The following is a 16,454-nucleotide window of genomic DNA, read 5'->3' as shown; positions in this document are numbered from 1 at the left end:
TTTTTTATTTATCAAAGATGAAGTTAAAACAAATCGAAAGGGTAAAAAAAATCTCAAAATCTGATTTTATTTCCCAATATGTCAAAAAACAAATTCCCGTTGTTATTGAAGAACTGACCGAAGACTGGCCAGCTTACCACAAATGGAAATTATCCTATATCAACGAAATCGCCGGTGATGTTACCGTTCCTTTATATGATGACAGACCTGTAAATCACGAAGATGGCTTTAACGAGGCACACACTAAAATGAAAATGAGCGATTATATCACTCTTTTACAATCCAAACCTACTAACTATCGTATTTTCCTTTATAATTTAATGAAGGAAGTCCCAGTGCTAAAAAATGACTTTTTATGGCCCGATATTGGACTAAAGCTTGTAAAGCAAATGCCGATGTTGTTTTTTGGTGGAGAAAATTCAAGAGTCTTTATGCACTTTGATATTGATTATTCGAATATTCTGCATTTTCATTTTCATGGAGAAAAACAATGTATGATCTTTCCTCCTGATCAGTCAAAATACATGTATAAAGTACCTCACGCATTAATTTCAAGAGAAGACATTGATTTTGATGATCCTGATTATGAAAAATTTCCTGCCTTAAAAAATGCCGAAGGCTATATTACCAATCTCAAACATGGTGAGATGTTATATATGCCTGAAGGATATTGGCATTATATGAAATATTTGACTCCGGGATTCTCTATGAGTTTACGTGCTTTTCCAAAAAATATTACCAATTTATCCAAGGCCGCCTATAATGTTTTCATTATGCGCCATTTTGATATTATGATGAGAAGGTTTAAAGGCCAGAAATGGATTGATTATAAAAATCAAAAAGCGATTGAAAATACCCATGAGAATTTAGCAAAATCTGCTTAATAGAATTAAAAAGCGGTTAAAACTGAAATTTCAACCGCTTTTTTATTTACTGAACTACTATTAAAAAACCACTTTCTTCAAAGTACTATACCCATTTTCTAATGTCGTTTTTACTAGTAAAATCTGATTCGTTGATTGCAAATTAGCTATTTGCAATTCTGTTGCATTAACTTTTGTTTTATTATAAAGAAGCTTTCCGCTAACATCAAAGACTGAAACCTCTTTAATATTTTCCTTCGCTGAATTCACTTTGATAATTTTATCTTTTACAGAAATCACAACGGTTTGTTCAGTGCCTTCAATATCCTCTGTCCCCAAAGATTTATTGACATAATGTAATACAAAGCGGTCATCGAAAGTTCCGACGGCGGTGGTAAAATTATAATTACTAGTTTTTAAATTATGCACACTTTTAGCTAATTTATCTTCTAAATAAATATCATGGGTGCTTAAATCACCATTGGCATGATCAATAGAAATTGTAAACTCACCCACAATTATCGATCTATACCCTAACGGAACAACATCAGTTTCAAGGAAAGGAAGGCTGCGTCCCTGAATTACTAATTTCATCATTTCATTAATACTGTAAAAGTCCAAGTATTTATTGCCGTCCATTGTAAGTCCGTCATAATTATTATCCCATGAATTGGTTGCTCCTTCCACATATCCAATTAATAATTGCTTAAAAGCTCCCTGCGTATTAGTAAGATTGAGCCAAACTCTGTGACCGGTATCATTTCCTTTTCGGACAGCATTATTTTTAAAAAACTGGCTATTATTACCCGGGACACGCATTGAATTCGTAAACACTGCATTTAATGCCGTTTTTGATGTCACAAAAAAGGACTGCCCTGCGGCAATATAGCCATATGGTGGTTCCTGATAACCAGGTGTATCGGCCCCATCTCCTTCCATATCACCAACAGTAGTGCTGCCCGTTAAATTATAAATAGCATAATCATCGAGCGTATAATTGTATTTTGCATCTCCATCAACATCATCACTTGGAGGGCTGTTATGCGTCCAAAAATATAACGTACCATATAAATTAGCCGCATTATCAGCTATAAACCTATCTGCATATATTGCCGAAGGATAAGGGTTTCCCAGTAAATATGATTTTTCGGCAGCGGCTAACGGTATCGGAATCGTACCATTATTAGGAATTCCGATGAACCTCGCGTTAAAAACGGATGGCTCAATTATGTCATAATTTTGCGGTGCTCTTATGATATAACCTCTTCCTGCTTCCATAGCTTCATCACCTCTGTAAATTACAATCCAGCCTATTACCGGATCGTATTTATAATATTTATCCCCTAGCGTATCGGGCGATAAATCATGTAATGTAAAAGAAGTACTTTCTTTAATAGGTGAAGACCAAAAAGTAAAATCATAACGTCGTACCGGTGCTGTATAACGTTTGTAAATAATATTTCCAGTGTTAACAGCCTCATTCGTTTGTAATAAACTTGCGTTATTTTCGAATGTTAATGTTCCTCCATTATTATTTACAGAATTTGCAATTGTTAAGGTATGATCAGAATTCACCACAACATTTACACCTGAATTTATAATGCAGGAACAACCATTTAAATCCTGATTGATTTCATAATCAGCGGAGAATACCAAAATGTCGTTATCATTTGTTGGCAGGCTTCCCTCAGACCAGCTATCGCCGTCCCAGGTATTGGTAACAGGAGCTATAATAGTAACATTGGAAGTAGCCAATGAAGGACAACCTGTGATGTCCTGTATTGTAAAAGTATAGTTTCCTGGTACCAAATCAGGAACTGTAAAACTAGTTCCTGTACCATAGTACATATTATTAACCGTTCCTGTTTGAATTAGTGTCCATGACCCTGTGATCAACCCACTTAAAGGCAGGCTTCCCGTTGAAATAACGCAGGTAGGCTGAACAACAGTTCCTACTATTGGCGTTGATGATTGTGCATTAACCGTTATGGTTGCAGCAGAAACTGTAAACCCCGTATTCCTTGTACAGTTATTAGCATCTGTAACCGAAACCAGCGTGTAGTTTACAGAGTTGTTTACCGGGGATGTAAAAGCAGCAAAAGCTATCCCACTGGTTATGTTTGTCACTGTGCGGTCTGCTCCCCCATTTTCTTTATACACAATTGTATAGGGGCCCACACCTGTCGTAGCGGTAAAAAGTAACTGTGGCGATCCACCCGCACAAAATGGCCCATTGCCTGTTAGACTTCCCTGAGGTAATGGATTAACAACTACCGCTGCCTCACCGGAACGCGCAACAGCACAAGCTCCATTTTGCACCACTGCTCTAAATCGGGTAGTTTCCGTAAGTGGTCCCGAAACTAAGTTTGTTGTTACATTTGTTATAGGAAACCATGCCGTAAAAGGGCTCACTGAATATTCCCAATTCAAAACCGAACCAGTATGACCGGTCAATGAAAGTGTACCACTAGTAGAACCGTTGCAAACGGCCGCTGCACCACTAACTGTTCCACCGTTTGTAACCGCAGAAGTGATAATACTGGCGAAATTATTAGAAGTTAAATCCACAAAACAAGCTCCAGAGGTTAATTTTGTAATTGTGATATCTCTTGTACCAACAGCAGTAAGACCCGATAGCACAAAAGTACCCAGACCTGCCGTTGTAATGGTCATTGTAATAGTTAAACTTTGAGCTGGATTCGTGAGATTATAGTTTACGGTATAAACACCAATTGGCAAAGAAGCTGCGCTTCCTGTCAGGGTTATTGTCGAGGTTCCAGCTGTAGTACAAACACCTGTAGCTGAAACTCCTAAAATCCCATATGATGGACAAGTATAGGCAACAATGACCTGACCAGCAGCTCCGGCTCCGCCTAATTGAGCAGCATTCGAGAGAGATTGTACGGCACCACTACCTCCACCGCCAGGAGCAACGCCAACATTCCCGGACTGGTTTTCAAGGGTACCAGGAACAGCCGCACCTCCATCACCTCCCCCAGGAATACCGCCTTTCCCTCCGGCTCCTGAGTTCAGCCCTAATGATAGCAATGCAGTAGCGCCAATTAGGCCGGGACTACCATTAACCGTTGTAGTTCCAGATGAAGCTGAGGCCAAGCCCCCTGCACCACCTGCAGGGACTGCCCCAGTAGTATTTGCTCCACCACCAGATCCTCCAACTGCTTTTATGATATTTTCAAAACCTGCAATAGTCGAAGTCTCCCCAGTTGCTCCAATGCCAGTAGTTGTTCCGGCGACCTGGCGAGCGACAGTTACATTTAAAGTTGTTCCTGGCACCACTGTAATATTAGCAGTAGCATATGCACCACCACCACCGCCTGCACCACCACGGCCAGTTAAAGATAGAAGTGTAGCCCCTGACGCACCGCCACCAGCGCCACCGCCACCCCATGCCTGAACTGTCATTTCAGTAATTCCCGCAGGAACAAACAAAGTACCACTAGTGCCAAAAGTATGTGGTGGAGGTTGTGCCCACAAAGAAAGAGAGACAAAGCATAAGAAAGAAGCCAGCTGTAGTTTTGTAAACAAAACTATTTCTCTTTTCTGCTTCCTACTAAAAGTAGATAATATTAAAAACCTAAAAAAAATCAATACTGGAAGTAAATATTCTTTCATACTGTGGCATTTTAACAATTAAAAAATCAGATTCAACTCAAATGAAAATCATTTCAAAATTTCAAATACCCTATTATTGAAAAGAATCCTAAACAAGCTCTTCAGGCACATAAAAACACACGAAGAGAATCTAAATTTCTTATGCTAGTAAACGGGTATTCAAATTAACAATCTGTATTTTAGGCGGGTAAAAAACTAAAATCTGTATTCAGTTTTTAAACGAAGAAGTAATAAAAAATGCAGTATAACGGGCTTTTATGTGTTTCACCGAAAGTAAACAACAACAAGGTACGATTTTATTTACAACACATCAAATAATTTAACTTGAAAAACAGCACTTTAACATTTTTAAGTAGTAACTCATGATAAAAAAATAAATCTCGGACACAAAAAAACCCATTCCGTTTTTATGGAATGGGTTTTGACTTTTTTTATTTTATTATCTAGAAAATGATCTTGATTGTCGATGTCGTATCATTTCCTAGCGAAACTTTCACCAATAAAACTTGATTTCCAGACTGTATATTGGCTATCTGGAACTCTGTAGAATCTATCTTATCTTTATTGTAGATAACTTTTCCTGTAAGATCAAAAATAGTTATTTCATCAATTATTTCTTTTGTTGATGTCACTTTGATAATTTTATCTTTTGTCGAAACCAGAAGAGCTTGTTCCGAATCTTGAAATTCCTGTTTCGCTAATGTTTTACCAACATAACGTAATACAAAACGATCATTAAAAGTTCCTATAGCCGTTGTGAATTTATAATCACTACCTCTTAAATCATGAAGCGTATTAGTCAGTTTATCTTCGAGATAAATAGCATGTGTATCTAAAACTCCTGTAGCATGATCAATAGAAATCGTAAACTCACCTGCAATTGCCGATTTGTATCCAAGAGGAACAAAATCTGTTTCGTCAAAAGGCAAGCCGCGTCCCTGAACTATAAGCTTTTCACCTTCATTTACACTGTAAAAATCTACAAATTTATTACCATCTATAGTTGGACCATCATAATTATCATCCCATGCATTAGTTGCTCCCTCAACATACCCAATTAATACTTGTTTAAAAGCTCCTTTTACATTACTAAAATTGATCCATACTTTATGCGCTTCGATAGTAGACTTACTTTTTGTTTTAAAAAACTGAGCATTGTTACCGTTAACCCGCATTGAATTGGTAAAAATTGCACTAAGATTAGTTTTAGACGTTACAAAAAAGGATTGTCCCGCTGCGATATAACCTTTTGGACTTGTTGTGTTTGGGCTCGTAGTAGCGCCACTGCCAATAAGATTTCCGACTTCGACACTGCCTGTTAAATTATAAACTGCATAATCATCAACCGTATAATTATAAGTAGCATCTCCATCAACAAGTTTACTTGGAGGGCTGTTATGTGTCCAGAAATATAAGGTCCCATACAAATTACTTGAATTATCAAAGATAAACTCATCTGCATATATTGCCGAAGGATATGGATTCCCAAGTAGATTTGATTTTTCAGCCGCAATTAAAGGAACAGAAATTGGTCCATTATTTGGAACTCCTGTAAAAGAGCCACTATATACAGCAGGTATAGTTATACTGTAATATTGTGGTGCTCTAATAATATATCCTACCCCACTCTCCATTTCTGCCAATCCCCTTCCAATAATAACCCAACCATTCACTGGATGATATTTATAATATTTGTCACCCAGAGTATCTGGAGACAAGTCTTTTAACATAAAAGCTGGTGTACGAGTAACTGGCGATGACCAAAATGTAAAATCATAACGACGAACTGCTGTTGTATTTCGCTTATAAGTGATATCTCCAGTGTTGATCACATCGTTAAGCTGGACTAAACTTGCGTTATTTTCAAATATTAATTTTGCTCCGGTAGCAGACTCGACAACTACCTGATTTTCCACATACAATGTATGGCCTGCATTTATAGTTACAATTTTTCCGGCATCTACCTTGCAGGAACAACTTGCCAAATCCCCTGCTGATTGATAATCTGCAGCAAATTCAATACTTTCGGTTCCGGTGCTTGATGGTGCACTGCCTTTGGACCATCCTAAAACCGGACCTTGCCATATATTAGTTTCAGCGGTTTTAACTTCTACATTATTAATCGATACCGGACAATAATCTCCAAATTCAATTGTAAAATTATAAAAACCCGGAATTAAATTTGAGATTGTAAATGTAGTCGGATCTGCGCCACCACCTCCAGTATATGATTGTGATACTGTACCGGTCTGCTGAATAACCCAATTTGGTATTGTAGGTGTTGTCATTGGTAAATTATTTAACACTATGCTTCCTGTCAATGTAGCGCAGGTGGCGCTAATATTGCTAAAAACACTTGGAAGCGCTAACAAAGGTTTCATCGTAACTGCAGTATTAGCAGATGGTAAACTTTGACAGCCTAATGCATTTGTCACCTGAACAGAGTAATTTCCTGATGTTGTTACAACGATACTTGGTGTCGTCGCACCTGTTGACCATAAATAACTCGACCCGGCGCTAGACGTTAAAGTAACACTACTACCTTCACAAAATGTTGTTGCCCCGCTTGGAGAGATTGTTGGAGTCGCCGCTCTTGGATTAACAGTTGCAAAAATAGTTTTGGAACTAGTATAAGTTGATCCTCCATAAGTAGTTGTATAAGTTAGATTAGCCTCGTAAATTCCTGATACGGCATTTGATAAAGATACTATTGTTTGTTTGTCAGGGTAGGTTGTAAAAGATCCGGCCCCAGGAGCTTTTATGGACCAATGCCAATTTAATCCAGTCCCATCGACACCTAGCTTTGCTGCAGTGAAATCAAGAGTATTACCTTCACAAATCGGTGCATTACTTGTAGGATTAGATTGTATAGTTCCCCCTAAATCATTGAGTTGTTCAAAAGTATAAGTGGCATTATTTCCATTTCCACTTCCAACACAAACTGCAAATTTCAGTGAACCAATGTACAGAGCAACATTATTAGAGCAACCTCCTGACTCATCAATTTTTCCTGAAGGTTTATTAATATTTAAGGTAGTTCCATCCGGAAATCTTATGTCACTTTGATTTGATGAAAAACCAAGCGTACCATTAATAATTACACTAAGAGTATTCCCTGCTGCGGTTGTTACAGTTCGATCACCAGAAACCAATAATGTACCATTTATGGTTAAAGTTTTTGCAGAAACATTTGAGTTAATTGTTATCGTTGATCCGGCAGCTATAATAACATCATCATTTGCTGTTGGTATTATTCCGCCAACCCATGAAGTTGTACTAGACCAATTTCCTGTTCCGGTACTTGTGATAGTGGCACCATTTGCAAATCCAAAACAAAATAACATCGAAAAAATAATAAGTAATTTTTTGTCCATTTTAAGTGATATTTAAATTTAACAATAGATTTTTTGAGCAAATTATTTTCAAAAAAAACCACTTAAAAATCGGCTCTTTTTGAGTTTGCATTTTATCGATTTTTTGAGCTGCTTTTACAACCCTATTTTATCACTAAAATGCCTTAAACAATGTACAATTTTCATCTAACCAAATCTAAATCAACCTCTTATATTTCAGCCAAAAAACGGCAGTTTTATTATTTTAAGTTATTTCTCATAAATAAAAAAAATTCATGTAATTCATCATTTAAAAAATGCAAGTCATCTGATAAATCAAATGCGCTTTTTTTTGTTATTAATTAAAAAATATGATGATTTGAAAAAAAATTATGTTAAAATTAATTTTAACATAAAAAAAAACGTCAGCAAAAGCAAATTGAGCTAAAATTTCTTTCAAAAAAAAGCCATACCGTTTATCGACAAATTGAAATAAAAAATAAAGAAAAAACCTACTTATAACTACCTTGAAAAGTTTTATTATTTACGTTTTTCTACTGTCCTTTTTATTAATAAAATTGATTCCTTGAAGGCAAATTTTGCATCAAAAATTTGCGGTTTTTAATGTCATTTTTTATTGTAAATCTGATTCTCTAAAACATTAAAAAATTATAGTATTTCTTCTGTCCTTTTAAATACTATTTATGAATATGTTTTTATAGTCTACAGAACTTTTTTTTCTTCGTCTACTTTTCCTTGTCTTCATAACTTTAATTTTACTTATGAGACAAACTAAAACTAGGCAAAACATCAGATTAATTAGAAGAATAACCCCGATGTTTATACTGCTTGGTAAATCTTTTAATGCTATTTAACTAGGAATAGCACAAACAAAAAAAGACGTACAAATGGTACGTCTCTCCTTTAATTGATTATTTATTTTTATCTATTGAAAAATAATTTTTTTGGTAGTTGTAAATCCATTTTCCAACATCACTTTCACTAATAAAACCTGATTAGCTGCTTGTAGATTTGAAATCTGTAATTCAGTTGAACCAACTTTCTTTTTATCGTAAAGTAGTTTTCCGTTAATATCAAAAATAGTAACTTCTTTGATAGATTCTTTAGCCGAGGTAATTTTTACCACTTTATCCTTAACTGAAACTAAAAGCCCATTTTCGATATTTTCGAAGTCACCAGTTCCAAGTGTTTTATCGGCATATTTAAGTACAAAACGATCTTCAAAAGTTCCTTTCGCAGTTGTAAACGTATAATTTGCAGCACGCAAATCGACCGTTTTTCCAGTATTTTTATCTTCTAAATAAACAGCCTGAGTATCAAAAAGTCCGTCGGCGTGATCTATAGAGATAGTAAAATCTCCAACTATACTGCTTACATATCCCAACGGAATCAGATCAGCATCACTAAAAGGTAATGCGCGCCCCTGAATGGTTAATTTATCTGTTTCATTAATACTATAAAAATCGACATAGGTATTGCCATCAAGAGTTTCCCCATCATAATTGTAATCAAAATTATTGGTTGCACCATCAAGATAACCAACTAATAATTGCTTGAAAGCTCCTTGGTTATTGATCAGGTTTAGCCAAAGTCGATTTTTCCCCTCATCCTTTGCCTTCGCAGTTTTAAAAAACTGATCATTATCAGTACCAACCCTCATGTCGTTGGTAAAAGCAATTTTATCACTTGAATTGGGTGTCATAAAGAAAGCTGCACCTGCTGCAATAAATCCTGAAGGCGGATCATTGTTTGGTAAAGTACTTGCCCCTGTAGTGCTACCTGTTAAATTATACACTGCATAATCTGAAGTAGTATAATTATATTTATAATCTCCCGGAGTAGAAGTACTTGGAGGGCTATTGTGTGTCCAAAAATAAAGGGAACCTACTTGAACATTCCTAACAAGCTCATTATACTCAATAAATTCCCTAGCATTCAGAGCTGAAGGATATGGATTTCCTACCATAATACTTTCATCTTTTACAGGAGTTATTTCTATAGTTCCATTATTTGGTTTTCCGATAAATGATGCTTCATAGGTTTGAGCAAGTGCTTTAGCAACTGCATAAGTTTGAGGGGCCCTGATGATATAACCCATTCCCGGCTCCATTGGCAGTTCTCCTCTATAACTAACTTTCCATCCTACTGCAGGAATATAACTATAAAACTTATCTGCCAAAGTAAGTGGTGATACATCAGCAAGTGTATATGCTAATGGTGTACGCGTTACAGGCGATGACCAAAAAGTAAAATCATAACGACTCACTTTTGCAGTAATACGTTTGTATGTTATATTTCCAGTGTTGACAGCATTCTCTGTCTTTTGCAATAAACTAGAATCATCTTCGAATACTAAATTTCCATCCGATGCAACTGTTATTCCAGTAACGACCGTTAAAATTGCTTTAGAATTTACTGTCAATAAACCTTGACTGCCTATTGTAAGAGAATAAGCATCGGCACTTGTACCAGCTGCGATTTCAGGTTGTGTTCCTGTAGTAGGTATTACTACGCAGTCAGTATTTCCCGGAACTACATTTGGTGTCCAGTTTCCTGCTTTTGTCCAATCAGTATCTATAGAACCATTCCATACTCTGTCAGAAGAAGGAAGTATTATAGCTGGTTCCGCTGGTGAAATACATCCCGATGAATTTTTAGTAGTAACATTATAAGTAGTATTTTCAGCGACAGTAAAAATTCCTGTTGTATTTGTATAATCACTTCCGTCAATACTATAATTATATCCTGTTCCTGCTGCCGGCGATGTAACTGTAATAACCCCTGTTAATACTGTACAAGTTGGTTGTTTAATTGTTATGGTTGGAGCAACTGTTACTGTATTTACTGTTATTGTTACTGAAGAACAGGCTGAATTATTACATGGAGTGCCGTCTTCATAGCGCCCATAATATGTAGTGGTTACAGATGGACTCACTGAGAGACCATTACCGGTACCCACTGAAGTTCCTCCGCAAGAACCTGTGTACCATTTTATGGTTGCACCTGTTCCGCCGCCACCGCCGTTAAGCGTTAAAGTAGTGCTTACTCCATTACATATTGTTGGTGAACCTGCTGAAGCAGATACTGGATCAGCTGATTTTTGGTTTACCGTTACCAATTGAGAAACACCACCAGTTGTAGCTGCACATGGTGAGGTAGTATTCTCTATTCTTACCCAGTAGGTTGTTGAACTTCCTGGTGTTATCGTTAGTGTTGAACCCGTTTGTCCTGAAAGCGAACTTGTTCCAACTACAGACCCTGTTCCCCATTGGTAATTTGCTCCTGTTCCTAACGTTCCGCCAACCGCTGTTAAGGTTGTCGAACTTCCGTTACAGATTGTTGTTGTTCCGCTTATGCTTGTTGGTGCAACAGATGGTGTATTGACCGTTACTGCTTGTGAAACACCGCCTGTGTTAGCAGTACAAGGTGAAGTGGTATTCTCTATTCTTACCCAATAAGTCGTATTACTATTAAGAGCGCCTGTCACATATGTAATTGAGGTGGCTCCTGAAATTGGATTTGTTCCAACTGTCGCTCCGGTTCCCCATTGGTAAGTTGCTCCTGTTCCCAAAGTTCCGCCAACTGCTGTTAGGGTTGTCGAACCTCCATTACACAGTGTTGTTATTCCGCCTATGCTGGTCGGTGCAGCAGATGGTGTATTAACAGTAAGAACTACTGCATTCGATGTAACCGCCGGAGTACATGTTCCACCAACAATACAACGATACTGATAATTATTCATACCTGCAGTAGCACCTGTAATATTCATCGTTGCCGTAGTCACAGTGCTATAAACGCCACCATTACTTAAAGGTGTAAAAAGTCCTCCTCCATTTGTACTCACTTGCCATTGATAATTTACACCAGTCCCTGCGCCAACAATAGTAAATGAAGCATTATTTGCTACACATGTACTTGTTGAACTTGGTTGCGTTGTAATTGATGGAACCGTATTTGTAGCATTAACTACAAATGAGGCAAAACTTGTACAATTTCTTAGCGATGTTGTAACATTATATGTTCCAGGCAATAAACCTGTTAAATTTTTTCCTGTAGATGTATATCCTGCCGGAACAGAAACCCATGAATAAACATAAGGATCCTTCCACGCAGTAGCAGAAGTGAGGTTAACAAAAGTTCCAACAGGTGCTGAACTTCCTACTCCTGTAAGTGAGTTAGCTGAAGGACCATCATTAAAGCTATATCCCGCTATCAAGTTGCTAAAAGAAGCATCATAATCTACAAATCCTGTTGCCAATTTAGCAACATCAGCGTCAGAAAGTGCTGTACTCCAAAAACCAACTTTAAAAATTTCCCCTGTTAAACCATTGCCTGCAGCATCCATTACCGCATATCCTATTTTTGCCGTATAAGAACTTGAACCATAGTTCGTTGTTGATGCTGTCGTTGTTTTTCTTAGTACTCCATTCAGATAAAGTCTCAAATTTGAACCATCTCCTGTAGCTGCAATATGGTACCAAAGACCAGCAGAAATTTCTGATTTTGGTATGTCTACCGTACCTCCACCGGCAGTATAACATCTTAAATTATCATCTTCAAAGGCAACTTCAATAGCATCATTTTGGCCAAAAATTGACATTCTAGTCACATAATTCAAATTATCAAATTTAATCCAACCCTCTACTGTAAATGCAGCTCTGTTAGATAAAATTGTCTGACCAAGATTTACTCCTTGAGTAGTTGCATCCGTACTGGCTCTCACGAAGCCCAAAGAAGCAGGATTTGAAGCATTTGTTATATCAATTTTTCCCGTTGCACTAGTTGGACAGCCAACATGAGTTACTGTTCCTGTTATTGTTGGTGGTGAACTGTATTTATAAACGGTGATTGGACCTCCCGACATTATTGCGGTACATAATGACGTTCTGATTGCTTTAACGGTATATTTTCCTGTAGTATTAAATGCGCCAAAACTAATAGCCGAACCTGTACCTGCGACAGGTGACCCTACAGCAACGGTTCCTCTGTATAATTGATAATTAACTCCAGATTGTGAACCTGACAAGCCAATTGTTGTGCCCGCCTCAGTACTACAATAGGCCACATTGTCAGTTCCTGTCATAGCAAAAATTACTGGCGGTGTGCAAGATGGAGAGCTTACATTTATTAGTCCTGTTGTTGCAGCAAAAAAAGTATCATTTCTATTATCAGCCGTTGAAGTTGTACTTCCCCAAGATCCTGCAGATGTGGTTGCTCCTCCTAAATTAAGTGTTCCTGCTGTATGTGTAAATGTATTCAAATTCGCAACTACACCAGAATTAATATTTAGGCTACCAGAAATGGCAACCACTGAAGCAGGAAATGTTTTAGTCCCTGAATTTGACAATGTAAGATTATTATAGCTATAATTTCCAATTGTTTGCGAAACAGCATTATTATAATTGACTGTTCCTGATGATGCCGTTAACATCCCTCCAGTAATAGTGCCACCAACATTTAAAGTACCCGATCCAGCAAAAGTGATAACATCATTAGAATCATTCATTGTAATATTATTGGAGACTGTAACTGTACCAGATGATATTAAAATACCCGATTTGCGATTTGCGTTACCTGTAGCTGTCATTGTGATTCCACTACATGAAAATGTACCTCCTGCTACGTCGATATACTTATGATCTCCATTGCCTGTTCCAGCACCAATAGTAACTGCTCCTAGTATGACAAGAGAATTACTACCAACAATTGATATTGTATTTAAATTCCCTCCACTATTAATAGTTAGTGATTTACACGTAGCGGAACTATTAATATTAACTGTTCGCAAATTCGAACTAGAACCATTAGGTATTATTACATCTTGAGAACTGGTTGGAACTGAATTTGTACTCCAATTCGAAGCAGTACTCCACAATCCATCACCGCTTGAACCATCCCATGTATTAGTTGTTTGTGCAAATCCAACAAAAGACACAAAAAACATCCCCAAACAAAGTAACCTTAAACCAGGAGTAAAAGACCTTTCTTTAGAAGAATTAGAAAAATTTAAAAATAAAGAACGAACAAAATAAAGTAGTTTTTTATCCATATAGTAGGTTTTAGGGTTTAAGATTGTTTTGGGATATCGTGGTTTTTGAAAAAATCGATCTGATGTTTTTGACTACAAACTAATTGGGCTGGTTTTGCACTACTAATCAATCAGGCTGTATTGAAAGTTTTAGTGCAATTTGTAATTAGTAGAAAAGTTTACCTCTGTGCAAGAAAATAGTTTTGAAGAAGAATAAAACAAATTAGAAAGTAAAGTTTTTTTCATACTAAATATCATCTATTAAGGTTGTTGCAGTCGTGGCTTTTTTGCTGTACAAATATAAATTTATATGCGAGTTTCTATTTAATAGCAGTTTATAATAAGTATATAATCGTTAAAGCGTATGAAATAATCGATGAAATACATTGCTAAAATCAAGTTTTAAAGTTATTTCTTATAAATCAGACTGTTAAAAACTAAGAAAAATCATATTTTTTTCTTAAAAAAATCTTAATTTTTCGTTTTAAAATTAGAAAAAAGCGAGTTAAGGGAGTTTTTCTCTAAAAAGTAAAAATAAGATCTTTTCATATTTCTTTAAAAAAATTAAAGATTTAGCATTTCTTTTCTCGACTAATAAAAAGAGGTTTTGATAGCATCAAAAGTTTTTCCATTTTTTCAAAAAAAACCTTAACGCTACATAACTACATGCTTTCGTTTTATACCACAGAAAATTCAAATAATTTACAGCTTAATAACTACTTTTGGGGTTTTATAGTCAAAAGACAAAAAACTCATGAACACGATCTGCACTCCAAAAGAAGCTTTACAGAAATTAGAACACTTTTGCGCCTACCAGGAACGCTGTCATGCCGAAGTGGTTACCAAATTATACAGCCTAAAAATGACTACCGATGAAATTGATTCAATTGTTGTTCAGCTAATTGAAGGAAATTTTTTAAATGAAACGAGATTTGCCTGTAGCTTTGCCAGAGGAAAACATCGTATGAAGTCGTGGGGAAAAATTAGAATTACAAACGAACTCAAAGCCAGACAAATTTCTTCGACAAATATTACTCTCGCACTTAAAGAAATTTCAGCTGATGAGTACGAAACTACCTTCAATAATCTTGCTGAAAGATGCTGGAGTGGCATTCAGGAAAAAAACAGCTTAAAAAAGAGAAAAAAGTTCTGCGACTATATGCTGCGCAGAGGATATGAAAGTAATCTGGTTTACGACAAGGTAAAAGATTTAGAAAACAATTAACCTCTCAATTTCTTAAAAAGCAGATTGCATTTTCTCTTTAACAATTACCTCATAAAATCCTCAAATTTGTCAGAAAATTCATTGAGTAGTATTTTAAAAATCTAATTATCTCTTTTCAATCAAAATACTGACTGCATTTCCTCCAAAACCTACCGCATTAATCATTACTTTCTTAATTGGTTTCGTTTGTATTTGCTTTTCTCCAAACGGCACTCCAATAAACGCATCATGCTGCATCATCAAAAGAGCTAATTCTAAACTCAAAATTCCCGAAGCTCCAAAAGTATGCCCGATTTTCCATTTGTTTGTAGTTAACAAAGGCAGTTTTGAACCAAATACTTTTTCGATGGCACGCAATTCTGTTAAATCTCCTTTTATAGTTCCAGGAGCATGCATTACAATTACATCAATATCTTCAAGATTTTCCTCTTTTAATGCCATTTTCATCGATTTCTGGAAACAATCTGCTTCCGCAGAAATAGAAATATTATGCTCCAGAATCTCGGTTGCATAACCAACTCCGGTAATATAAGCGATCGCATTTTCTTTTACTCCGGCCTCTAAACAACAAACCGCTGCACCTTCACCCAAAATCATAGTGTTCTGGGTTTTCTCAAAATCAAAAGCGAGATTTGGCCAGTTTTCTTCTTCCTGATCAATTCTCGAATATATTTTCAACGCTCTCATTTGAGCAATCGTAAAATCAGTCAATGGCGCTTCACTTCCGCCTACCAAAAACTTATCTGCCATTCCGGATTTCAGCCAGGCAACACCATTTAATACAGCATGAAGCGCAGTTGAACAGGTAATAGAATGTGAAATTTCTGGCCCCACACTTTGCAAATCGTGTGCTATCCAGGACGAAATATTACCTAAAGTAGTTGTTGGAGAAGCCAGAGTCTGTGCTTTTCCCGTATCTATATATGCTGCATAATGTTTTTCGAATAAATCAGTAGCACCGCGAGAAGAACCAATATTGATTCCAAAGATGTCATTTGACCCCCAGCCTGCTTGTTGTACTGCTTTTCGTGAAGCCGCTAACGCAAACAAAACCGAATCATCTAAAAATTTATATTTAGGATCTGATTCACGGATTTCAGCAACAATTTGTTTGGATTCAGCACTTAGAGCCGCTACCGAGGTTTTTTGCTGATCCAAGAACTGTTGTGAAAAGCAATGTTGATTATTGAGGTATTTTTCCCAAACTTCATCGATATTATTTCCTAAAGGAGAAATAGAAGAAAAAGCTGTTATGGAGATTCTATTTGTATTCAAAATATTGTTTTTATGCCAGTTGCGTTTTTAACCGCAAAGGTCGCGAAGGTTTACGCAAAGGTCGCAAAAGTTTATAA

Annotated in this window: 6 protein-coding genes; 2 read left to right on the top strand and 4 right to left on the bottom strand. The window is 36.5% G+C overall.

The features are described from left to right. Positions 1–17: 17 nt before the first annotated feature. Positions 18–884: a cupin-like domain-containing protein gene (locus Q7C23_RS02970; protein WP_375031102.1), complete on the top strand. Its 867-nt coding sequence runs from the start codon at positions 18–20 to the stop codon at positions 882–884. 60 nt (positions 885–944) lie between these two features. Here the strand turns inward: Q7C23_RS02970 and Q7C23_RS02965 are convergent, their stop codons facing one another. From Q7C23_RS02965 to Q7C23_RS02955, 3 genes are all read right to left on the bottom strand, one after another. Beyond that, positions 945–4,496 carry a T9SS sorting signal type C domain-containing protein gene (locus Q7C23_RS02965; protein WP_375031101.1) on the bottom strand — a complete coding sequence of 1,184 codons (3,552 nt, stop codon included), beginning with the start codon at positions 4,494–4,496 and terminating at the stop codon, positions 945–947. Positions 4,497–4,939: 443 nt separating this feature from the next. Further along, positions 4,940–7,870 carry a T9SS sorting signal type C domain-containing protein gene (locus Q7C23_RS02960; protein ID WP_375031100.1) on the bottom strand — a complete coding sequence of 977 codons (2,931 nt, stop codon included), beginning with the start codon at positions 7,868–7,870 and terminating at the stop codon, positions 4,940–4,942. A gap of 904 nt (positions 7,871–8,774) precedes the next feature. After that, positions 8,775–13,898, bottom strand: a complete 5,124-nt coding sequence (locus Q7C23_RS02955) for a LamG-like jellyroll fold domain-containing protein (protein ID WP_375031099.1) — start codon at positions 13,896–13,898, stop codon at positions 8,775–8,777. A gap of 733 nt (positions 13,899–14,631) precedes the next feature. Between Q7C23_RS02955 and Q7C23_RS02950 the strand changes: the two genes are divergently transcribed. Beyond that, positions 14,632–15,102 carry a regulatory protein RecX gene (locus tag Q7C23_RS02950; RefSeq protein ID WP_375031098.1) on the top strand — a complete coding sequence of 157 codons (471 nt, stop codon included), beginning with the start codon at positions 14,632–14,634 and terminating at the stop codon, positions 15,100–15,102. 105 nt (positions 15,103–15,207) lie between these two features. On the opposite strand, the gene Q7C23_RS02945 is transcribed toward Q7C23_RS02950, so the two are convergent. Then, the gene (locus Q7C23_RS02945; protein ID WP_375031097.1) at positions 15,208–16,377 is read right to left on the bottom strand and encodes a beta-ketoacyl synthase N-terminal-like domain-containing protein; all 1,170 of its coding nucleotides are present in this window, start codon (positions 16,375–16,377) and stop codon (positions 15,208–15,210) included. Between the last annotated feature and the right edge of the window lie 77 nt (positions 16,378–16,454).

The organism is Flavobacterium sp. LAR06 (assembly GCF_041946075.1).
Taxonomy (GTDB): Bacteria; Bacteroidota; Bacteroidia; order Flavobacteriales; family Flavobacteriaceae; genus Flavobacterium.
This window is presented reverse-complemented; position numbering and strand designations above follow the sequence as displayed.

What these genes read in the sequence shown, in the direction of transcription:
- Q7C23_RS02950 (WP_375031098.1), top strand. Translation starts at nt 14,632, where the DNA reads ATGAACACGATCTGCACTCCAAAAGAAGCTTTACAGAAATTAGAACAC.
- Q7C23_RS02955 (WP_375031099.1), bottom strand. Translation starts at nt 13,898, where the DNA reads ATGGATAAAAAACTACTTTATTTTGTTCGTTCTTTATTTTTAAATTTT.
- Q7C23_RS02965 (WP_375031101.1), bottom strand. Translation starts at nt 4,496, where the DNA reads ATGAAAGAATATTTACTTCCAGTATTGATTTTTTTTAGGTTTTTAATA.
- Q7C23_RS02960 (WP_375031100.1), bottom strand. Translation starts at nt 7,870, where the DNA reads ATGGACAAAAAATTACTTATTATTTTTTCGATGTTATTTTGTTTTGGA.
- Q7C23_RS02970 (WP_375031102.1), top strand. Translation starts at nt 18, where the DNA reads ATGAAGTTAAAACAAATCGAAAGGGTAAAAAAAATCTCAAAATCTGAT.